The sequence below is a fragment of the Mesorhizobium sp. BHbdii genome (assembly GCF_053848045.1).
In genome coordinates, this window is record NZ_JBSPKX010000001.1 from 1,080,357 (window position 1) to 1,100,802 (window position 20,446).

The following is a 20,446-nucleotide window of genomic DNA, read 5'->3' on the forward strand; positions in this document are numbered from 1 at the left end:
GCGGCGGCTGCGCGTTCGCCTGTTTTCGCCTTTCAGAACGAAGTGAGTTTTGGGCAGGGACCGCGCCGCGGCGGCGCGGGCGGGAAGATGCAGAGGGGTGCGGCGGCGCAAGCGGCCGTAACGCGTAATGGACCGGTTTCTGTCAAGCGCGGTGAACAGGATCGATGCGAAGGGGCGGGTGTCCGTTCCAGCGCATTTCCGTGCGGTTGTGCAGAAACGCGGCTATTCGGAACTCTATGCGCTGCGCTGCCTGGACCGTCCGGCGATGGATGTCGGCGGGCTCGACCTGCTCGACCGCTACGAGCAGCGCATCGCGCAGGAAGATCCTTTCCTGCAGGCGGCGGACGACATGTCGTTCTTCTGCCATGGCGATGGAACCTTTCTCAAGCTCGATCAGGACGGCCGCATCTCGATGACCGATTTCATCCGCGAGCACACCGGCATTTCCGCGGAAGCAGCGTTTGTCGGCCGCGGCAATTTCTTTCAGATCTGGGAACCTGGACGGCTCGCCGCCTATGGGGCGGAAGCACGCGCCCGGCTTTTGCAGCTTCGGCAGGAGACGAAGCCTGGGGAGCGGCCGGAATGATGGCGGGCTACGGCGATGACCCTCACGCCGCTGGCGGACCGGCCCGTCACATTCCGGTCCTCCTTGCCGAAGTGCTGGAGGCGCTTTCGCCTAAAGCGGGCGAGGTGATCGTCGACGGCACCTTCGGCGCCGGCGGCTACACCAAAGCCATTCTGGCATGCGGCGCCTCGGTCGTCGCTATCGACCGCGATCCGGATGCGATTGCTACCGGTCGTGCCCTCGAACAACAATCGGGCGGCAGGCTCCGGCTTGTTCAGGCGCCATTCTCGACGTTGGACGAGCATGTCGAAAGCGCCGAAGGCGTCGTGCTCGACATCGGCATCTCATCCATGCAGATCGACCAGGCGGAGCGCGGTTTTTCGTTCCGGGCCGACGGACCGCTCGATATGCGCATGGCCCAGGCTGGTCTCAGCGCCGCCGATGTCGTCAACAGCTTCAAAGTGGGCGACCTTGCCCGCATCTTCGGGTTCCTTGGCGAAGAGCGCCATGCCGGCCGCATCGCCCGCATGATCGAAAGCCGTCGCGAAAAACATGCGTTCGAGCGCACGCTCGACCTTGCCGATGCCATCGAGACGCATGTCGGCCGCGCGCCGAAGGACAAGATCCATCCGGCGACCCGCGTCTTCCAGGCGCTGCGCATTTTCGTCAACGACGAACTCGGCGAACTGGCCAAAGCGCTGTTTGCGGCTGAACGCGTGCTGAAACCGGGCGGGCGGCTGGCCGTCGTGACGTTCCACTCCCTGGAAGACCGCATCGTCAAACGCTTCATCGCCGATCGCGCCGATGCGGCATCCGGATCGCGGCACCTGCCCGAGGCGCAGGCGCGCAGCGCCACCTTCAAAAAGGTGGGCAGCGGCGTGACGCCTGATGAGGCCGAGATATCAGTCAATCCGCGGGCGCGCTCGGCAAGGCTGCGCGCTGCGATCCGCACCGACGCACCGCCGCGCACTGGCGACTTTTCGATTTTCGGGCTTCCAAAGCTTCCTGAGCCAAAACTTCCCGGCGTCAATTGGCCGGGAGAGAGGTGAGCACGTGTTTCGTACCAGCGACATAGTCCTGATCGCCGTCATGGTTTCGGCTGCGGCCTTCACCTACAAGACCAAGCGCGAGGCCGAAGAACAATTGGCGGCGGTGCACAAGATCCAGGCGCAGATCCGCTACGAGGAGGATACGATCGATCTCCTGAAGGCGGACTGGAGTCTGCTGACCCAGCCGTCGCGCCTGCAAAAGCTGGCCGAGATCTATAGATCGCAACTCGAGCTCGAGCCGGTCAGCGCCCGCCAGATCATCGGGCTGGACGATCTGCCGGCAAAACCCCTCACCATCGAGGACCTTTCGTCCGAGCGACTGGGTGGCATGGCCGACAATTCTGGCAAAGGACCCTTGGGTGGCAAGGACCCTGTGGTCACCGGAGGCATCGTCCAATGATTCCCAGACTTCCATTGATCGCCAGACTGCTGAAGCGCCCCGCCAAGTCGGAAGACGGATCGATTGTGGTCGAAGGCGCCCGCAAAGCAACCGGCGGCAAGGGCAGGACCCGCATCGTGATGACGATGGCGGTGTTCTTTGGCATCTATTCGATCATCACCGGGCGGCTGGTCTATCTGGGTTTCCAGAACCCCGACCTGTCCGGCGGTCCGCAGAGCCGGGTGACGGCGTCTCGGCCCGACATCGTCGACCGCAACGGCGAAGTTCTGGCGACGGACATCAAGACGGCGTCGCTATTTGCCGAACCGCGCCGCATTGTCGACGCCGACGAGGCGATCGAAAAGCTGGCGACGGTGCTTCCCGAAATCGACTACGAACAGACCTACCATAAGCTGAAGAGCGGCGCCGGCTTCGTCTGGCTGCAGCGGCAACTGACGCCCAAGCAGCAATCGGATATCATGCAGCTCGGCATTCCCGGCTTCGGCTTCCGCACCGAAAAGCGCCGCTTCTATCCGGCCGGCGAAACCTCGTCCTACATTGTCGGGCTCACCAACATCGACAATCAGGGCATCTCCGGCATGGAGAAATACATCGACGAACAGGGGCTGAGCGATCTTCAGGCGTCGGGACTTGCGGTGGCCAAGGATCTGAAGCCGGTGCAGCTCTCGATCGACCTGCGCGTCCAGCATATCGTGCGTGACGAGGTCGCCGCCGGCATGGAGAAATACCGGGCAATCGCAGCGGGCGCCGTCGTTCTCAACATCAAGACCGGCGAAGTGATGGCGATGGCCTCGGTTCCGGATTTCGATCCCAACAACCCGTACAATGCGCAGGACAAGGACCGCTTGAACCGCATGTCGGCCGGCCTTTACGAAATGGGTTCGACCTTGAAGAGCTTTACCACCGCCATGGCGCTCGATTCCGGCAAAGTGACGCTGGAAAGCCGTTTCGACGCTTCGCGCCCGATCAGGATCGGCCGCCAGACCATCCATGATTTTCATGGCAAGGCCCGGGTGCTGTCGGTGCCCGAAGTGTTCATTTATTCGTCCAATATCGGTTCGGCCAAGGAAGCCGAAGCGGTCGGCATCGAGGGGCACCGCGAATTCCTGCATCGCCTGGGCATCCTCGAGAAGATGCAGACGGAACTGCCTGAAGTCGCCCGCCCGACCGAGCCCAAAGTCTGGAAACAGGTCCATTCGATCACCATCGCCTTCGGTCACGGCGTGTCGACGACGCCGCTGCAGACGGCGGTCGGCTGTGCCGCGCTGGTGAACGGCGGCTATCTGATCCAGCCGACATTCCTGAGGCGCGCGCAGGAACAGGCGATGTCGGTGGCCAAGAAAGTTGTCAGCGACAAGACCTCCGAGAGCATGCGCTATCTCTACGCGCTGAACGCCGAGAAAGGCTCAGGCAGGAACGCCAGGGTTCCTGGTTATCGCGTCGGCGGCAAGACCGGAACGGCAGAGAAGGTTGTCAACGGCCGCTACTCAAAGGACAAGAATTTCAACGCCTTCGTCGCGGCTTTCCCGATGGACGATCCGCAATATATCGTGCTTACGATCGCCGACGAACCGAAGCCGGAAAAACCCGGCATGGGTGCAACGGCCGCCTCGAATGCTGGTGTCATGGCTGCAAACATTATCCGACGTTCGGCTTCCATGCTTGGCGTGAAGCCAGATTTCAGCCATGAAAATGGCGCAACGCTGGTTTCCTATCAGTGATTCTTGGGGCGCGCCGGCAACTGCGCGCTATTTTGTTGCTATGAACGGGGTTCGATGAAGCTGAAAGATCTAGCCGGTATCCTGTCTGTCGAGGGGACAGCTTCCTTCGATACAGAGGTTACCGGGATTTCGTCGGATTCCCGCCAGGTAGCACCGGGCGTGGTCTTCTTCGCGCTCACTGGCACCAAGGCCGATGGCGCGGCCTATGCCGCCGATGCCGCCAGTCGCGGCGCAGTGGCGATCGTGGCCGGCAAAGGCAGCGCCGTCGCCGGACTGCCAGTGCCCGTTCTCGCCGTCGACGATCCGCGCCTTGCGCTGGCGCTGAGTGCCGCCCGCTACTTCGGCAGGCAGCCGCAAACCATGGTCGCGGTGACCGGTACCAGCGGCAAGACATCGGTTGCGGCCTTCACAAGGCAGATATGGGAGCAGTCAGGGTTTGCCGCTGCATCGATAGGCACGACCGGCGTGGTGGCGCCGGGCCGCAACGAATATGGCTCGCTGACCACCCCCGACCCGGTAGATCTGCACAGGCTGCTGAGGGAACTGGCGGATGCCGGCGTCACCCATGCATCGATGGAGGCCTCCAGCCACGGCCTCGACCAGCGCCGGCTCGACGGCGTGAAGCTCGCAGCCGGCGGGTTCACCAATCTCGGCCGGGACCACATGGACTATCATCCGACAGTCGAGGACTATCATCGCGCCAAGCTGCGCCTGTTCGACGCGCTGCTGCCGAAGGGCGCGCCGGCCGTCATTTTTGCCGACGATCCGTGGTCGGAGCCGACGATCCGGGCGGCGAGGGCGGCAGGACTGGATGTGCTGACGGTCGGCCGCCACGGCCAGTTCCTGAGACTGAAGCGGGTCGAGCACGAGCGCCACCGCCAGCGCGCCGAGGTGGAAGTCGATGGCGTTCTCCACGAGGTCGACCTGCCGCTGGCCGGGGATTTCCAGATCGCCAATGCCCTGGTTTCGGCGGGCCTCGCCATTTCTACGGGAACGCCAGCCACCAAAGCCCTGATGGCGTTGGAGAAATTGAAGGGCGCGCCGGGTCGGCTCGACCTCGTTGGGACAACATCCCATGGTGCGCCGGTCTATGTCGATTATGCGCACAAGCCGGACGCGCTGGAAAACGTGCTGGCGTCGGTGCGGCCGTTCACCACCGGCCGCGTCATCGTCGTGTTCGGCTGTGGCGGCGACCGCGACCGGGGCAAGCGTCCGATCATGGGTGAAATCGCTACGCGGCTCGCCGATGTCGTTATCGTCACCGACGACAATCCGCGTTCGGAAGTGCCTGAAACGATCCGTGCCGCGATCCTTGCCGCTGCACCCGGCGCTATCGAGATCGGCGATCGGCGCAAGGCGATCCACGAGGCAGTCGCCATGCTCCATGCCGGCGACACGCTGATCGTGGCCGGCAAGGGCCATGAGGAAGGCCAGACCATCGGCGCCGAGACGCTGCATTTTTCCGACCATGAGGAAGTCCGCGCCGCGCTTCAGGAGCGCGCCGCATGAGCTTTCTGTGGACCTCCGAGGATCTCGTCGCCGCCATGGGCGGACGACCCCTTGGCCCGATGCCGGAGGGTATCAGCGGCATCTCGATCGACAGCCGCAGCCTTGAGCCGGGCGATGCTTTCTTCGCCATCAAAGGCGAGGCGATGGACGGCCATGATTTCGCGACCGCCGCCATCAAGGCCGGCGCCGGCGTGCTGGTCGTCGCCGAGGGCAAGCTGCCGTCGCTCGGGCGGCTGACCGCGCCGATGATCGTCGTGCAGGACGTGCTGGCCGCGCTGGAAAAGCTCGGGCTGGCCGCCCGCGCGCGCTCGAACGCCAAGATCATCGCGGTGACCGGTTCGGCGGGCAAGACCACCACCAAGGAAGCGCTGCGCCATGTGCTGTCCACGGTCGGCAAGGTGCACGCATCGGCCCAGTCTTTCAACAACCACTGGGGCGTCCCGCTGACGCTGGCGCGGATGCCGGTGGATTGCGACTATGCCGTGTTCGAGATCGGCATGAACCATCCCGACGAGATCCGGCCGCTGGCCAAGATGGTCCGGCCGCATGTCGCCATCGTCACGCTGATCGCCGCGGCACATCTCGGCTTCTTCCGCAATCTGGACGAGATCGCCAGGGCCAAGGCCGAGATTTTCGAGGGGCTGGAACCGGATGGTGCTGTCCTTCTCAACCGCGACGACCCGCGCTGGAAGCTTCTGGACAAGATGGCAAGAGCCGCCGGCATCGAGCACATTTACGGCTTTGGCGAGAATGCCCGGGCGACATTCAAACTGCTCGAATGCGCGCTGCATGCCGATCATTCTATCATCACCGCCAAGATTGGCGGTCAGGAAATCACCACCAGGGTTGGCGCGCCGGGCCGACATATGGTGCAGAACGTGCTGGCCGTGCTGGGCGCCGCGCATCTGGTCGGCGCCGACATCGCCAGGGTGGCGACGGCGCTGGCCGATCTTTCGGCCGAACGCGGACGCGGCAAGCGCCACGTGCTGCGTCACCCGAAAGGTCCGATCACGCTGATCGACGAGAGCTACAACGCCAATCCGGCGTCGATGAGCGCTGCAATGGCGCTGCTCAACGCGACGCCGGTGTCGGGCGAAGGGAGGCGCATCGCGGTGCTCGGCGACATGCTCGAACTCGGCGAGCATTCCGCGAAGCTGCACGCAGCCCTTGCCGATCTCATCGCCGGCACCGAAACGCGCACGGTCTTTCTCGCCGGCCCGGAAATGCGGGCGCTGGCCGACACCCTTCCTGATGAGATCGAGACGGAGTACCGCGCCGGCGCAGAGGATCTGAAACTGGTGCTTCTGTCGGCGCTGAAGCCTGGCGACGTGGTGATGATCAAATCGTCGAAAGGCATCGGGTTCTCCAAATTGGTCGACGCATTGCTCAGCAAATTTCCGGCGGTAGCCACAACCGCCAAACAGGCCTAGAGCCAGGTCCGGGGACCGAATCGCATGTTCACACTGCTCGTCGAATTCGCGGACAAGATCTCGGTCTTCAACGTCTTTCGCTACATAACCTTCCGTACCGGCGGCGCGCTTATCACCGCGGCGCTGATCGTCTTCATCTTCGGGCCGGCTATCATCAATTCGCTGAGGCTGCGGCAGGGCAAGGGCCAGCCGATCCGCGCCGACGGGCCGCAGACGCATTTCAAGAAGGCCGGCACGCCGACCATGGGCGGGCTGATGATCCTGTGCGGCATCATCGGCTCGTCGCTTTTGTGGGCGAACCTGTCCAGCATCTATGTCTGGGTGGTGCTGCTGGTGACCCTGGGTTTCGGCTCGATCGGGTTCTACGACGATTATCTCAAGGTGACGAAGCAATCGCATCTTGGGTTTTCCGGCAAGGCGCGGCTGGGGCTTGAATTCGTCATCGCCGGCATCGCCGCCTGGGTGATCATGCACAATGGCCAGGCGCCGTTCTCGTCGTCGCTGACTTTCCCCTTCGCGAAGGAATTTCTCATCAATCTCGGCTGGTTCTTCATCCCGTTCTCGTGCTTCGTCATCGTCGGCGCCGGCAATGCGGTGAACCTGACCGATGGCCTCGACGGGCTGGCGATCGTGCCGATCATGATCGCAGCGGCGTCATTCGGCGTCATCGCCTATCTCTCCGGCAATGCGGTGTTCGCCGAATATCTGCAGATCCATTTCGTGCCTGGTACCGGTGAATTGGCGGTGGTCCTCGGCGCAGTGATCGGCGCCGGCCTCGGTTTCCTGTGGTTCAACGCACCGCCGGCGGCGATCTTCATGGGCGATACCGGCTCGCTGGCCCTGGGCGGCCTGATCGGCACGATCGCAGTTGCCACCAAGCACGAGATCGTGCTGGTCATCGTCGGCGGCCTGTTCGTCGTCGAGATCCTGTCGGTCATCATCCAGGTCGGCTACTTCAAGATGACCGGCAAGCGGGTGTTCCTGATGGCGCCGATCCACCATCATTTCGAAAAGCTCGGCTGGACCGAAAGTCAGGTGGTGATCCGCTTCTGGATCATTGCCGTCATCCTGGCGCTGGTCGGCCTGTCGACCCTGAAGCTCCGATAGGAGGCCGCTTGATCCCCGCCACATCCTTCGCAGGCAAGCGCGTTTCGCTCTTCGGGCTCGGCGGCTCGGGGATCGCCACGGCGCGCGCGCTGATCGAGGGCGGAGCGGACGTGCTCGCCTGGGACGACAATCCCGGCAGTGTCGCCAATGCCGCGGCCGTCGGGATCGCGACCGGCGATCTGCGCGGCGCCGACTGGGCGAAGTTCTCGGCCTTCGTGCTGTCGCCCGGCGTGCCGCTGACGCATCCGAAGCCGCACTGGACAGTGGAACTGGCGCGCGCTTCAGGCGTCGAGATCATTGGCGACATCGAGCTGTTCTGCCGGCAGCGGACGTTGCTGGCGCCGGCAGCGCCCTTCATCGCCATTACCGGCACCAACGGCAAATCGACGACGACGGCGCTGACGGCGCATATCCTGAAATCGGCCGGACGCGACACGCAGATGGGCGGCAATATCGGCCGCGCGGTGATGACGCTCGATCCACCGGAGCCTGGGCGGCATTATGTCGTGGAATGCTCGTCCTACCAGATTGACCTGGCGCCATCGATCAATCCGACCGCCGGCGTCCTGCTCAATCTGACGCCGGATCATCTCGACCGTCATGGCACGATGCAGCACTACGCCGCGATCAAGGAACGGCTGGCGGCCGGCAGCGAAACCGCGATTGTCGGTATCGACGATTCCTGGTGCGCCCAGCTCGCCGACCGGCTGGAGCGGGCGGGCCGGCACGTCATCCGTATTTCCAAACGCCTGCCGCTGACCGATGGCTATTTTGCCGACGGCACCGATCTGATGGAGGCGGCGCATGGCCGTTACAGCCGCGTTGCGTTTCTCGAAGGCATCGGCTCGCTGCGCGGCCAGCACAATGCGCAGAATGCGTTGGCCGCTATCGCCGCCTGCCTCAAAGTCGGGCTCGAGCTGGGCGAGATCCAGTCGGGACTGGAGAGCTTTCCCGGGCTGGCGCACCGTATGGAGCAGGTCGGCCGCAAGGGCCATGTGCTGTTCATCAACGATTCCAAGGCGACCAATGCCGATGCGGCAGCGCCCGCATTGTCCAGCTTTCCGCGCATTTACTGGATTGCCGGCGGGTTGCCGAAAGAGGGTGGCATCGAGCCGTTGCGCGGCCTCTTTCCGCGCGTCGCCAAGGCCTATCTGATCGGTGAGGCCGCACCAGCCTTCTCGGCGACGCTCGGCGAGGCGGTGCCTTACGAGATCTCCGGCACGCTGGCCGCAGCAGTCGAGCATGCCGCAAGCGACGCGGCCAAGGATGATGACAACGGCGAGGTGGTGGTGCTGCTTTCGCCGGCCTGCGCCAGTTTCGACCAGTTCAAGAATTTCGAAGTGCGCGGCGAAGCCTTCAGGCAAGCTGCGAGCACTATTGATGGCGTGAAGCTCATCGGAGGGGCACGATAATGCAAAGCCGTCTCGACAAAAGCCCGGTCGCCACCTGGTGGTGGACGGTCGATCGCTGGTTCCTGGCTGCGTTCCTGTCGCTGATGGGACTCGGCATCGTACTGTCTTTCGCGGCAAGCCCGGCGGTGGCCCAGCGCATCGGCCTGGACAGTTTCCACTTCGCCACACGGCAGATCATCTTCACCATTCCCGCACTTGGCGTGATGCTGGCCGTCTCCTTCCTGGAATCGCGGCAGATCAGACGCATGGCCCTGGCGATGCTGTGCGTCATGCTGGTGCTGATGGTGGCGGTACTCTACATCGGCGTCGAGGTGAAGGGCGCGCGGCGCTGGGTGTCGCTCGCCGGCGTGTCGATCCAGCCGTCGGAATTCCTGAAGCCGGCGTTCGTCGTCATCTGCGCCTGGCTGTTTGCCGAACACAAGCGCCAGCCCGACATTCCAGGCAATCTGTTCGCCATGCTGCTGCTGGCCCTCGTCATTTCGCTGCTGGTGGCGCAGCCTGATTTCGGCCAGACAATGCTGGTGCTCGGCACCTGGGGGGTGATGTTCTTCATGGCCGGACTGCCATGGCTGTGGATCATCGCGCTGGGCGCTGCCGGCATCGGCGGCGTGTTTGCCGCCTATACGGTGTTCCCGCATGTCGCCGGCCGCATCGATCGCTTCATGACCGGCGAGGGCGATACGTTCCAGGTCGACATGGGCCGCGATGCGCTGATCAATGGCGGCTGGTTCGGCGTCGGGCCGGGCGAGGGCACCGTCAAGCGGGTCATACCCGACAGCCATGCCGATTTCGTCTTCTCGGTGGCCGGCGAGGAGTTCGGACTGATCATGTGCTTCTTCATCATGACCATCTTCGCCTTCATCGTGCTGCGCGGCCTCAGCACCGCGCTCAAGGAGCAGGACGATTTCACCCGCTATGCGGTTGGCGGCCTGGTCACCGTTTTCGGTCTGCAGTCTGTCATCAACATGGCCGTTAATCTGCAGCTGATGCCTGCCAAGGGCATGACCTTGCCGTTCATCTCCTATGGTGGCTCCTCGCAGATCGCCATCGCAATCTCGATGGGCATGGTGCTGGCGCTGACCCGCAAGCGGCCGGAAAAGCGCAAGCGGTTGGGCTTCGCACCGTCGCAGCGCGCCATGCCGGCGGAGTGAAATGTCGAAGGGCTCGATCCTTCTGGCCGCCGGCGGCACGGGCGGGCATCTCTTCCCGGCCGAGGCGCTGGCGCATGAGCTGATCAGGCGCGGCTGGACGGTGCATCTCGCCACCGATGCTCGTGCCGAGCGTTTTGCCGGCCAGTTTCCGGCCGCAGGCATCCATCCGATCCAGTCGGCGACGATGAGTTCGAAAAATCCTTTTGCCGTGGTTGCCGCCTTCTGGAAAATCTGGGGTGGCGTGCGGCAGGCATCCGCCGTGATCGGTCGGATCAAGCCAGCCGTCGTGGTCGGTTTCGGCGGCTATCCGACGCTGCCGCCGCTCTATGCGGCGACGCGCCGCAAAGTGCCGACGATGATCCACGAGCAGAACGCGGTGATGGGGCGTGCCAACCGGGCGCTCTCCGGCCGCGTCGATGCCATCGCTGGCGGGTTCTTGCCGGAAGATTCGAGCGCTGCAGGCGCCAAGACAGTGACGACAGGTAACCCGGTCAGGCCGCAAGTGCTTGAGGCGGCAAAGATGCCCTATGCGGCGTCGACCGGGAAGCAGCCGTTCCGCTTCCTGGTGTTTGGCGGCAGCCAGGGCGCACAGTTCTTTTCCGACGCAATGCCCGCTGCGATTGGAAAGCTTTCCGACGCGCAACGCAAGCGGCTGGTGATCACCCAGCAGGCGCGTGCCGACGATGTCGAGCGGGTGAAGGCGGCCTATGCCGCCCTTGGCGTCGAGGCTGAGGTATCGCCCTTCTTCACCGACATGGCGGCGCGCATGGCTGCGGCGCATCTTGTGATGTCGCGGTCCGGCGCATCGACCGTATCGGAAATCGCGGTGATTGGCCGGCCAGCGCTGCTGGTGCCCTATCCGCACGCGCTCGACCACGACCAGGCAGCCAATGCCGCGGCATTAGCAGCGGCAGACGGCGCCGAAGTGCATCCGCAATCCTCGCTCTCGCCCGAGCGCATCGCTGCGCTCGTCGGCGCGTTGATGGACGATACGGAGCGGCTGACCACAATGGCAGCGGCGGCGAAATCGGCCGGAAAACCGGACGCGGCACGGTTGCTCGCCGATCTGACAGAGGCTATTGCGTCGAAGAAAAGCGTATCGGCATTCAGGAAGGAGACGCACGCATGAAGATGCCGCAGACGATAGGCCTCGTGCATTTCATCGGCATCGGCGGTATCGGCATGAGCGGCATCGCCGAGGTGCTGCACAATCTCGGCTATAAGGTGCAAGGATCCGACCAGGCCGACAGCGCCAATGTGCAGCGGCTGCGCGACAAGGGCATCGAGTGCTTTGTCGGTCATCACGCCGATAATGTCGGCGAAGCCGAAGTGGTCGTCGTCTCGACGGCGATCAAGAAATCCAATCCGGAGCTGAAGGCGGCGCGAGAGAAACTGCTTCCCGTTGTCCGCCGTGCCGAGATGCTGGCCGAACTGATGCGCTTCCGGCAGGCGGTGGCCATCGGCGGCACGCATGGCAAGACGACGACGACCTCGATGGTGGCGACGCTGCTCGAAGCCGGCGGGCTCGATCCGACCGTGATCAATGGCGGCATCATCAATGCCTACGGCACCAACGCCCGGATGGGCGACGGCGAATGGATGGTGGTCGAAGCCGATGAGAGCGACGGCACCTTCCTGAAGCTGCCGGCCGAGATTGCCGTCGTCACCAACATCGATCCCGAGCATCTCGATCATTACGGCTCCTTCGACAAGGTGCGCGAGGCCTTTCGCCAGTTCGTCGAGAACGTGCCGTTCTACGGCTTCGGCGTCATGTGCACCGACCATCCGGAAGTGCAGGCACTGGTCAGCCGCATCGAGGACCGTCGCGTCATCACCTATGGCGAGAACGCGCAGGCCGATGTGCGTTTCACCAATCACCGCATGGACGGCCCGACCTCGGAATTCGACGTGGTGATCCGCGACCGCAAGACCCGAGGCCAGTCGACGATATCAGGCCTGCGCCTGCCGATGCCCGGCCGTCACAATGTCGCCAATGCGACGGCGGCGATCGCCGTCGCGCATGAGCTCGGCCTTTCGGCCGAGGCGATCAGGAAGGGCCTGTCGTCCTTCGCCGGCGTCAAGCGGCGCTTTACCCGTACCGGTTCGTGGAACGGCGTCGATGTGTTCGACGATTACGGCCACCATCCGGTCGAGATCGCGGCGGTGCTGAGGGCGGCGCGCGACGCCACCAAGGGCCGCGTAATCGCCATTGCCCAGCCGCACCGCTTCACCCGGCTGCATGATCTGTTCGGCGAGTTTTCCGTCTGCTTCAACGACGCCGACACGGTGATGGTGGCGCCGATCTATGCGGCAGGCGAAGAGCCGATCGACGGGGTGACGTCCGAGGCATTGGTGTCGCGCATCCGCTCCGGCGGCCATCGCGACGCGCGCTACATCGAAGGCCCGGCGGCGATTGCGCCGGTTATCCGCGACCTGGCGAAACCCGGCGATTTCGTCGTCTTCCTCGGCGCCGGCAACATCACGCAATGGGCTTACGCGCTGCCCAGGGAACTCGGCGGTACCGCCTCATGATGCGTGGCCAGGCATTGATCGACAAGCTCGGCGGCCGGCTTGACGGCCTGCGCGGCCGCATTACGCCCAATGCCGAGATGGACAAGATCACCTGGTTCCGCGCCGGCGGGCTGGCCGACGCACTGTTCCAGCCGGCCGACGAGGACGACCTCGCCGCGTTCCTGAGGGCGGTGCCCGAGGAGATACCGCTGACCATCGTCGGCATCGGCTCGAATTTGCTTGTCCGCGACGGTGGCATTACTGGCTTCGTTATCCGGCTTTCGGCCAAGGGCTTTGGCGAAGCCGAAGTGATTGCGCCGACCACGATCAAGGCGGGCGCCGCCACGCCCGACAAGCGCCTTGCCGCTGTCGCCTATCAGGCTGGTATAGGCGGCTTTGAATTTTACCACGGCATTCCGGGTGCCGTCGGCGGTGCGCTGAGGATGAACGCCGGCGCCAATGGCGTCGAGACGCGCGAGCGCGTCGTCGAGGTGCGGGCGCTCGACCGCAAGGGCGACCTGCATACGCTGAGCAACGCCGATATGGGCTACGCCTATCGCCATTCGGCACCCCCTGCCGGGCTGATCTTCACATCGGCTGTGTTTGAAGGGGTCTTGGCAGACAAGGCCGCGATCAAGGCGGCAATGGACGCCGTCCAGCACCATCGCGAGACCGTGCAGCCGATCCGCGAAAAGACCGGCGGCTCGACCTTCAAGAATCCGGAGGGCACCTCGGCCTGGAAGGAGATCGACAGGGCGGGCTGTCGGGGGCTGATGATCGGCGGCGCGCAGATGTCGCCGATGCATTGCAACTTCATGATCAACACGGGAACCGCGACCGGCTACGACCTCGAATATCTCGGAGAGACCGTGCGCACGCGCGTGCTCGAACGGTCGGGCATCCGGCTGCATTGGGAAATCAAGCGCATCGGTAATTTTCGGCCGGGGCACGAGGTCCAGGAATTCCTCGGACAGTTGCTCTAAGGACTCACAACACAGTTTTCGCTGCCCTTTTTGCGGAAAGTGAATCTCTCGGAATCGTAAGGACTTGCCAGCGATTCAACTCTCTGATTCTCTGCCCTGAAGCGTTTCCTGATTTGAGTCGTTTCGACGCGTCATCAGCGTTTTTTTCGTCAGGGCAACCTGCCGGGAGGCTCGGGGACTCGATGTTGCGGAAATCATGGGGGCAGGGACTGCTTCGAGCGTTTGAGTGTGTGGCCCTTTTTGGGGCATGTGAGATGCAGACCCACCGTAAGAGGGCCCGCCGTGAGAGGGAATGACGGGAAATGAAAAGCAAGCACGTGGCCGTCCTTCTGGGTGGATTCTCGTCCGAGCGGCCCGTGTCTTTGTCTTCGGGGAAAGCCTGTGCTGACGCGCTCGAGAAGGAAGGCTACCAGGTCACTCGCGTCGACGTTTCTCGCGATGTCGGATCGGTGCTGGCTGAGCTCAAGCCTGATGTTGCCTTCAATGCGCTGCATGGCCCTTTCGGCGAGGACGGCACCATCCAGGGCATTCTCGAATATCTTGCGATCCCCTACACCCATTCCGGCGTGCTCGGCTCGGCGCTTGCCATGAACAAGGAACAAGCCAAGAAGATCGCCAAGTCCGTCGGCATCCCGGTTGCCGAATCGAAGGTGGTTAATCGCTTCGCCATCCAGAACAAGCACCCGATGAAGCCGCCCTATGTCGTCAAACCGGTCAATGAGGGGTCGAGCTTCGGCGTCGTCATCGTGCACGAAGGTCAGTCGCATCCGCCGCAGGTCATCGGTTCGTCCGACTGGAAGTATGGCGATGCCGTCATGGTGGAGCGCTATGTGCACGGGCGGGAATTGACCTGCGCGGTAATGGGCGACGTGGCTCTCGGGGTTTGCGAGATCATACCGACCGGCCATTCCTTCTACGACTATGATTCAAAATACGTCGCGGGCGGATCAAAACACGAATGCCCTGCAAAAATTTCACCGAATATTTACCAAAAAATACAGACACTGACGCTCAAGGCTCACCAAGCTATCGGCTGCCGGGGCGTTTCCCGGTCGGACTTCCGTTATGATGATCGACACTCCGAGAACGGTGAAATTGTCTGGCTCGAGATCAACACTCAGCCGGGCATGACGCCGACATCCTTGGTGCCTGAAATCGCCGCGCAGGCGGGACACTCGTTCGGCGATTTGTTGAGTTGGATGGTGGAGGACGCTTCGTGTCTGCGTTGAAGTGGGGACAGGGCAAGGGGAAGGGCGCGGCCGGGCCGACGCTGTTCGGTGTGCCGTTGTCGTTCGACCATTTTGTGCTGCCGCGTCTGCTTCGCCGGCCGGCGCGCGTGCTGGCGCGCCTGGGCGAGGGCGACTTCGAGGTGCCGCCGTTTTCCGCAGCCGTGCTCTCGGCGGCGCTGCTCGTATCGGGCAGTGCCTATGGCGCCTATCTCGGCGGACATGTCGACGGTGTCGTCCAGGGCATCACTGCCCGCACCGGCTTTGCCGTCGACCAGATCAAGGTCGTCGGCAACCGCGCAACCTCCGAGATCGACATTCTCGACAGGATGCAGCTCGATGGCTGGACGTCGCTGATCGGCTTCGATGCCGAAGCCGCGCGGGGCCGCATAGCCACGCTGCCCTGGGTCGAGGTTGCGGCGGTGCGCAAGGTCTATCCGCACACGCTGGAGGTGCGCATCGAGGAGCGTGAGCCTTTTGCGCTCTGGCAGCAGGGCAACGAGCTTTCCGTCATCGAGCGGTCCGGCGCCGTGATCGCGCCATTCTCCGGCGGCAAGCAGTCGCTGCTGCCGCTGATTGTGGGCACCGGCGCGCCGGCCAAGGCGCCGGATTTCCTGGCCAGGATCAAGAAATATCCAGAGCTTGCCGCACGGATCAAGGGCTATATCCGCATCGGCGAACGGCGTTGGGACCTGAAGCTGGAAAACGGCATCACGGTCAAGCTTCCCCAGGATGGCGAGGACCAGGCGATCGCCGATCTGGTCAGGATGGACCGAGAGAACGGGCTGCTGACGCGCGATATCGCCGCCGTCGACATGCGCCTTTCCGATCGTCTCGTCGTCCAGTTGACGCCCGAGGCGGCGACGCAGCGTCAGGCCGCGCTTAATGAAAAGCCGAAAATGCCGAAGCGCAAGGCGGAGACGAAGATATGAGCTGGCTTGGCGGCAACAGCGATGCCTCGTCGCGCCGGTCCGGCATCATGACGGTGCTGGATGTCGGCTCGAGCAAGGTCTGCTGCGTGGTGGCCAAGCTCAAGCCGCGCGAGGACGGCATGCTGCTGCGCGGGCGCTCGCATCGCATCCAGGTGATCGGCATCGGCCACCAGAAATCGCAAGGCGTGAAATCGGGTGTCGTCATCGATCTCGACAGGGCCGAGCACGCCATCCGTCTTGCCGTCGATGCCGCCGAGCGCATGGCCGGGCTGACCGTCGATTCACTGATCGTCAACATGACGGCGGGCCGGCTGAAGAGCGAAAGCTTCTCGGCAACCATCAATCTCGGCGGCCATGAGGCCGACGAGGCCGACATCAAGCGTGTGCTTGCCGCCGGCGCCAAGCAGGCGCTGCGGGCCGAGCGCGAGGTGATCCATTCGCTTCCCGTCGGCTTTTCGCTGGACGCCGAGCGCGGCGTGCGTGATCCGCGCGGCATGGTCGGCGACCAGCTCGGCGTCGACATGCATGTGCTGACGGGTGATGCGGCACCCTTGCGCAATCTGGAGCTTTGCATCAACCGTTCGCACCTCTCGGTCGAGCGCATGGTGGCGACCCCCTATGCCAGCGGGCTTGCCGCACTGGTCGACGACGAACTCGAAATGGGTGCGGCCTGCATCGACATGGGCGGCGGCACCACGACGATCTCGGTGTTTTCGGAAGGCAAGTTCGTTCATGGCGACGCCATCGCCATCGGCGGCAACCACGTCACACTGGACATGGCCAAGGGCCTGTCGACCTCGCTCGACGCCGCCGAGAGGCTGAAAGTGATGCATGGATCGGCGCTGCCCGGCAGTGCCGACGACCGCGACCTGGTCTCGATACAGCCGATCGGCGAGGATGGCGAGGTGCCCCTGCAGATACCGCGTTCGGTGATGACGCGCATCATCCGGGCGCGCATCGACGAGACGCTCGAACTGTTGCGCGACCGGCTTAACAGGTCCGGCTACGGCAACGCCGTCGGCAAGCGCGTCGTGCTGACCGGCGGCGCCAGCCAGCTTTCCGGCCTGCCCGAGGCAGCGCGCCGCATTCTCGGACGCAATGTGCGCATCGGCCGTCCGCTCGGTGTGGCGGGCCTGCCGGAGGCGGCCAAGGGGCCGGCTTTCTCGACGCCGGTCGGGCTTCTGATCTACCCGCAGATGGCGAATTTCGAGAGCCATCCGGCGAAGGGAATTTCTGGTCTCAGGATGACCGGAACGGGCGGAAAACTGCATCGAATGAGTCAGTGGTTGAGAGACAGTTTTTAAATTGACGGGGACAGCCCCATAGGCGGCCGCAGCGGCGAAGCGGCGGGAAAGGCAAAGGACGGAGACAATGACCATCAATCTGCAGAAGCCGGATATCACCGAGCTCAAGCCGCGTATCACCGTGTTCGGTGTCGGCGGCGGCGGCGGCAATGCCGTCAACAACATGATCACTGCTGGCTTGCGCGGCGTCGAGTTCGTGGTCGCCAATACCGACGCGCAGGCGCTGACCATGTCCAAGTCGGACCGCCTGATCCAACTCGGCGCGCATGTCACCGAGGGCCTGGGTGCGGGATCGCAACCGGAAGTGGGGCGCGCGGCGGCGGAGGAATGCATCGACGAGATCGTCGACCACCTCTCCAACACCCATATGTGCTTCGTCACTGCCGGCATGGGCGGCGGCACCGGCACGGGGGCCGCGCCGGTCGTTGCACGTGCTGCGCGTGAGAAGGGGATTCTCACCGTCGGCGTCGTCACCAAGCCATTCCATTTCGAAGGCCAGCGCCGCATGAAGACGGCGGATCTGGGCATCGAGGAATTGCAGAAATGCGTCGATACCCTCATCGTCATCCCCAACCAGAACCTGTTCCGGCTGGCCAATGACAAGACGACCTTTGCCGACGCTTTCGCCATGGCCGACCAGGTGCTCTATTCCGGCGTCGCCTGCATCACCGACCTGATGGTCAAGGAAGGGCTGATCAACCTCGACTTCGCCGACGTCCGCTCGGTCATGCGCGAGATGGGCAAGGCGATGATGGGGACGGGCGAAGCTTCCGGCGAGGGCCGCGCCATGGCCGCCGCCGAAGCCGCGATCGCCAACCCGCTGCTCGACGAAACCTCGATGAAGGGCGCCAAGGGCCTGTTGATCTCGATCACCGGCGGCCGCGACCTGACCCTGTTCGAAGTCGACGAAGCGGCGACCCGCATTCGCGAGGAGGTCGACCAGGAGGCCAACATCATTCTGGGTGCGACGTTCGACGAGGACCTCGAAGGCGTCATTCGCGTCTCGGTGGTCGCCACCGGCATCGACAAATCGGCGGCCGAAATCGCCGCCGCGCCGATCGCCATCCGCACGGCTCCGCCAAAGCCGGTCAGTCGCCCGGCCGCTCCGGTCACGGAAAACCGTCCGGCGCCTGTCCAGCAGGCGGGCTACGAGCCACGCGCCGTCGATCCTGTAGCAGAGGCAATCCAGCTCGCCGAGGCGAATGCCGCGGCGATGGCGCGTTCCGCGCCGGCTGCCCAGGCGGAAGATTTTCGCCCGCAGAGCAAGATCTTCCAGGCTCCGCCGGCCCAGCCGCAGCCGATGGTGCAGCCAATCGTTCAGCAGGCGATGCAGCCTGCCCCGCAGCGTGAAGTGCTTCAGCCGGCAGCCGCAGCGCCCCAGCGCATGCCGCGCGTCGAGGACTTTCCGCCGGTGGTTAAAGCCGAGGTGGAAGCCAAAAGCCGTCCGGCCGACCACGAGAACAGCGGACCGATGGGACTGCTCAAGCGCCTGACGAACGGCCTTACCCGCCGCGAAGAAGAGCCCGCACGACTGCAGCCGGCGCAGCCGCGCGAGCCGAAACTGCGCCAGGCGGCGCCCGAAGTGCGCCGCCTTGCCAGCCAGGATCCGCAGCTTTACGCGCCACGCCGCGGCCAGCTGGACGACCAGGGCCGGCTGACGCCGCAGAGCAGGGCTGTCCAGGAAGACGATCAGCTGGAAATTCCGGCGTTCCTGCGCCGCCAGGCGAATTGATCTGTTAACGGTCCGTAACAGTTATTAACAGGCAGACAAAAAGTTGTTTGCCTGTTAATCTTAAAAGCGATTGCAAAACAGGGTGTTACGAGACTATACCCGCTCCGGATCGCGGTTACACAGAGTAAGAAACCGTGATTTGGAGACTTCCTGCCGGGCAACTATCTTCGCCCGAGCAATGTCGGTTTGCTGGGATTCGGGGAAGTGGCCCTGCATGCCGATCAAAGAGCCGCGCCCTCGGGCTGATGAAGCGGACGAAGGCGGTATGGGCTATGGGGTTTGTTTTGCACGACTATCAGACGACACTTAAATCGCGTGCGACGCTGACCGGCACCGGCGTTCACAGCGGCAATTCCGTTACCGTTCATTTCCTGCCGGCAGACGCTGATACGGGTGTCGTGTTCCAGCTTTCGAATGGAAGCGAAGACCGGGAGTTCCGTGCGCTCGTTTCCGAGGTCGGCGCTACCGATCTGTGCACCATGCTCGGCGATCCGGCAGGCGAGCACATCGCCACCGTCGAACATCTGATGGCCACGCTTTTCGGGCTCGGCATCGACAATGTCGTCATCGAGATCGACGGCCATGAGGTTCCGATCCTTGACGGCAGCGCCATGGCGTTCGTAGAGGCTATCGACCAGGCGGGCATCGATTCGCTGCCGGTCAAGCGCCGCTATATCAGGTTGGTCAAGCCGGTTCGCATCGAGAACGGTGCCTCCTGGGCGGAGTTCAGGCCCTATGACGGCACGCGCTTCGAAATCGAGATCGATTTCGAAAGCCCTGCGATCGGCCGTCAGCTCTTCGCATCGGACATGAATGCCGATATTTTCCGCCGCGATATCGCGCGGGCCCGCACCTTTGGTTTCATGAAGGACGTCGAGCGGCTGTGGGCAGCCGGCTATGCGCTCGGCTCCTCGCTGGAAAACTCCCTGGTGATCGGCGACGACAACCGCGTGATCAACATGGGAGGCCTGCGCTATCCCAACGAGTTCGTGCGCCACAAGACGATGGACGCCATGGGCGATCTGGCGCTGGCCGGCGCCCGGTTCATTGGCTGCTTCCGCTCCTATCGCGGCGGCCACAGGCTGAATGCGGCAGCGCTGCGCCGCCTTTTGTCGGACCGTTCGGCGTTCGAGATCGTCGAGACGACACGCCGCGAGCGCGGTCGTACCGCCGAGATGAGCGCCGTCTATGCACCTGTCTACGCACCCTGGATGATCTGATTCTTAACGTTTTTCGGGTTTTATGGCCGCCGGCCTGTGTTGCATGAATGCACCATTGGCCGGCGAAATCACGCAGGTGTGCGGGCTGCGCCAGGCTGCCACAAAAATGTGCGATTGGCCGGAGATAGCGTTGCCGGGCACGGCGATTATGGTTATGCCTGCTGCCGACGACTGAAATGACGCCGAAAGGGCGG

17 protein-coding genes are annotated in these 20,446 nt (G+C 63.7%); all 17 read left to right on the forward strand.

The window, feature by feature from the left end; translation table 11 throughout:
* Nucleotides 1–127: 127 nt before the first annotated feature.
* The 17 genes from mraZ (at nt 128) to lpxC (ending at nt 20,252) form a co-directional block, all read left to right on the forward strand.
* On the forward strand, nt 128–586 hold the full coding sequence (mraZ, locus tag ACWTU8_RS05265; RefSeq protein WP_455847305.1) for a division/cell wall cluster transcriptional repressor MraZ: 459 nt from the start codon (nt 128–130) through the stop codon (nt 584–586).
* Entirely contained in the window at nt 583–1,614 is a 1,032-nt protein-coding gene (gene rsmH / locus ACWTU8_RS05270) for a 16S rRNA (cytosine(1402)-N(4))-methyltransferase RsmH (protein WP_455847306.1), read from the forward strand. The genes mraZ and rsmH overlap by 4 nt, the downstream gene beginning before the upstream one ends.
* Nucleotides 1,615–1,618: 4 nt before the next feature.
* On the forward strand, nt 1,619–2,014 hold the full coding sequence (ftsL, locus tag ACWTU8_RS05275) for a cell division protein FtsL (protein ID WP_455847307.1): 396 nt from the start codon (nt 1,619–1,621) through the stop codon (nt 2,012–2,014).
* The gene (locus ACWTU8_RS05280; RefSeq protein WP_287152298.1) at nt 2,011–3,735 is read left to right on the forward strand and encodes a peptidoglycan D,D-transpeptidase FtsI family protein; all 1,725 of its coding nucleotides are present in this window, start codon (nt 2,011–2,013) and stop codon (nt 3,733–3,735) included. Before ftsL ends, ACWTU8_RS05280 begins: the two co-directional genes overlap by 4 nt.
* A 54-nt stretch (nt 3,736–3,789) precedes the next feature.
* Nucleotides 3,790–5,244 carry a UDP-N-acetylmuramoyl-L-alanyl-D-glutamate--2,6-diaminopimelate ligase gene (locus ACWTU8_RS05285; protein ID WP_455847308.1) on the forward strand — a complete coding sequence of 485 codons (1,455 nt, stop codon included), beginning with the start codon at nt 3,790–3,792 and terminating at the stop codon, nt 5,242–5,244.
* Complete coding sequence (locus tag ACWTU8_RS05290; protein ID WP_455847309.1) at nt 5,241–6,674, forward strand: UDP-N-acetylmuramoylalanyl-D-glutamyl-2,6-diaminopimelate--D-alanyl-D-alanine ligase; 1,434 nt, start codon at nt 5,241–5,243, stop codon at nt 6,672–6,674. The genes ACWTU8_RS05285 and ACWTU8_RS05290 overlap by 4 nt, the downstream gene beginning before the upstream one ends.
* A gap of 24 nt (nt 6,675–6,698) precedes the next feature.
* The gene (gene mraY, locus ACWTU8_RS05295) at nt 6,699–7,781 is read left to right on the forward strand and encodes a phospho-N-acetylmuramoyl-pentapeptide-transferase (protein WP_455847310.1); all 1,083 of its coding nucleotides are present in this window, start codon (nt 6,699–6,701) and stop codon (nt 7,779–7,781) included.
* 8 nt (nt 7,782–7,789) lie between these two features.
* A complete protein-coding gene (gene murD, locus ACWTU8_RS05300; protein WP_455847311.1) occupies nt 7,790–9,193 on the forward strand; it encodes a UDP-N-acetylmuramoyl-L-alanine--D-glutamate ligase in 1,404 nt (467 codons plus the stop codon).
* Nucleotides 9,193–10,344: a putative lipid II flippase FtsW gene (gene ftsW / locus ACWTU8_RS05305; protein ID WP_455847312.1), complete on the forward strand. Its 1,152-nt coding sequence runs from the start codon at nt 9,193–9,195 to the stop codon at nt 10,342–10,344. Before murD ends, ftsW begins: the two co-directional genes overlap by 1 nt.
* A 1-nt stretch (nt 10,345) precedes the next feature.
* Nucleotides 10,346–11,473, forward strand: a complete 1,128-nt coding sequence (gene murG / locus ACWTU8_RS05310) for an undecaprenyldiphospho-muramoylpentapeptide beta-N-acetylglucosaminyltransferase (RefSeq protein WP_455847313.1) — start codon at nt 10,346–10,348, stop codon at nt 11,471–11,473.
* The gene (gene murC / locus ACWTU8_RS05315) at nt 11,470–12,876 is read left to right on the forward strand and encodes a UDP-N-acetylmuramate--L-alanine ligase (RefSeq protein ID WP_095518654.1); all 1,407 of its coding nucleotides are present in this window, start codon (nt 11,470–11,472) and stop codon (nt 12,874–12,876) included. The genes murG and murC overlap by 4 nt, the downstream gene beginning before the upstream one ends.
* Nucleotides 12,873–13,838: a UDP-N-acetylmuramate dehydrogenase gene (gene murB / locus ACWTU8_RS05320; RefSeq protein ID WP_455847314.1), complete on the forward strand. Its 966-nt coding sequence runs from the start codon at nt 12,873–12,875 to the stop codon at nt 13,836–13,838. Before murC ends, murB begins: the two co-directional genes overlap by 4 nt.
* 302 nt (nt 13,839–14,140) lie before the next feature.
* A complete protein-coding gene (locus ACWTU8_RS05325; protein WP_455847315.1) occupies nt 14,141–15,067 on the forward strand; it encodes a D-alanine--D-alanine ligase in 927 nt (308 codons plus the stop codon).
* A complete protein-coding gene (locus ACWTU8_RS05330; protein WP_455840308.1) occupies nt 15,055–15,996 on the forward strand; it encodes a cell division protein FtsQ/DivIB in 942 nt (313 codons plus the stop codon). The genes ACWTU8_RS05325 and ACWTU8_RS05330 overlap by 13 nt, the downstream gene beginning before the upstream one ends.
* A complete protein-coding gene (gene ftsA / locus ACWTU8_RS05335) occupies nt 15,993–17,300 on the forward strand; it encodes a cell division protein FtsA (protein ID WP_065010306.1) in 1,308 nt (435 codons plus the stop codon). The genes ACWTU8_RS05330 and ftsA overlap by 4 nt, the downstream gene beginning before the upstream one ends.
* A 67-nt stretch (nt 17,301–17,367) precedes the next feature.
* Nucleotides 17,368–19,032 carry a cell division protein FtsZ gene (gene ftsZ, locus ACWTU8_RS05340; RefSeq protein ID WP_455847316.1) on the forward strand — a complete coding sequence of 555 codons (1,665 nt, stop codon included), beginning with the start codon at nt 17,368–17,370 and terminating at the stop codon, nt 19,030–19,032.
* Nucleotides 19,033–19,304: 272 nt separating this feature from the next.
* Entirely contained in the window at nt 19,305–20,252 is a 948-nt protein-coding gene (gene lpxC, locus ACWTU8_RS05345; protein WP_029351446.1) for a UDP-3-O-acyl-N-acetylglucosamine deacetylase, read from the forward strand.
* Nucleotides 20,253–20,446 lie beyond the last annotated feature (194 nt).

Coding starts and splice junctions, on each gene's coding strand:
- murC (WP_095518654.1), top strand. CDS start 11,470: ATGAAGATGCCGCAGACGATAGGCCTCGTGCATTTCATCGGCATCGGC.
- mraZ (WP_455847305.1), top strand. CDS start 128: ATGGACCGGTTTCTGTCAAGCGCGGTGAACAGGATCGATGCGAAGGGG.
- murG (WP_455847313.1), top strand. CDS start 10,346: ATGTCGAAGGGCTCGATCCTTCTGGCCGCCGGCGGCACGGGCGGGCAT.
- ACWTU8_RS05285 (WP_455847308.1), top strand. CDS start 3,790: ATGAAGCTGAAAGATCTAGCCGGTATCCTGTCTGTCGAGGGGACAGCT.
- murB (WP_455847314.1), top strand. CDS start 12,873: ATGATGCGTGGCCAGGCATTGATCGACAAGCTCGGCGGCCGGCTTGAC.
- ACWTU8_RS05280 (WP_287152298.1), top strand. CDS start 2,011: ATGATTCCCAGACTTCCATTGATCGCCAGACTGCTGAAGCGCCCCGCC.
- lpxC (WP_029351446.1), top strand. CDS start 19,305: ATGGGGTTTGTTTTGCACGACTATCAGACGACACTTAAATCGCGTGCG.
- mraY (WP_455847310.1), top strand. CDS start 6,699: ATGTTCACACTGCTCGTCGAATTCGCGGACAAGATCTCGGTCTTCAAC.
- ftsA (WP_065010306.1), top strand. CDS start 15,993: ATGAGCTGGCTTGGCGGCAACAGCGATGCCTCGTCGCGCCGGTCCGGC.
- ftsW (WP_455847312.1), top strand. CDS start 9,193: ATGCAAAGCCGTCTCGACAAAAGCCCGGTCGCCACCTGGTGGTGGACG.
- ftsZ (WP_455847316.1), top strand. CDS start 17,368: ATGACCATCAATCTGCAGAAGCCGGATATCACCGAGCTCAAGCCGCGT.
- ACWTU8_RS05290 (WP_455847309.1), top strand. CDS start 5,241: ATGAGCTTTCTGTGGACCTCCGAGGATCTCGTCGCCGCCATGGGCGGA.
- ACWTU8_RS05325 (WP_455847315.1), top strand. CDS start 14,141: ATGAAAAGCAAGCACGTGGCCGTCCTTCTGGGTGGATTCTCGTCCGAG.
- rsmH (WP_455847306.1), top strand. CDS start 583: ATGATGGCGGGCTACGGCGATGACCCTCACGCCGCTGGCGGACCGGCC.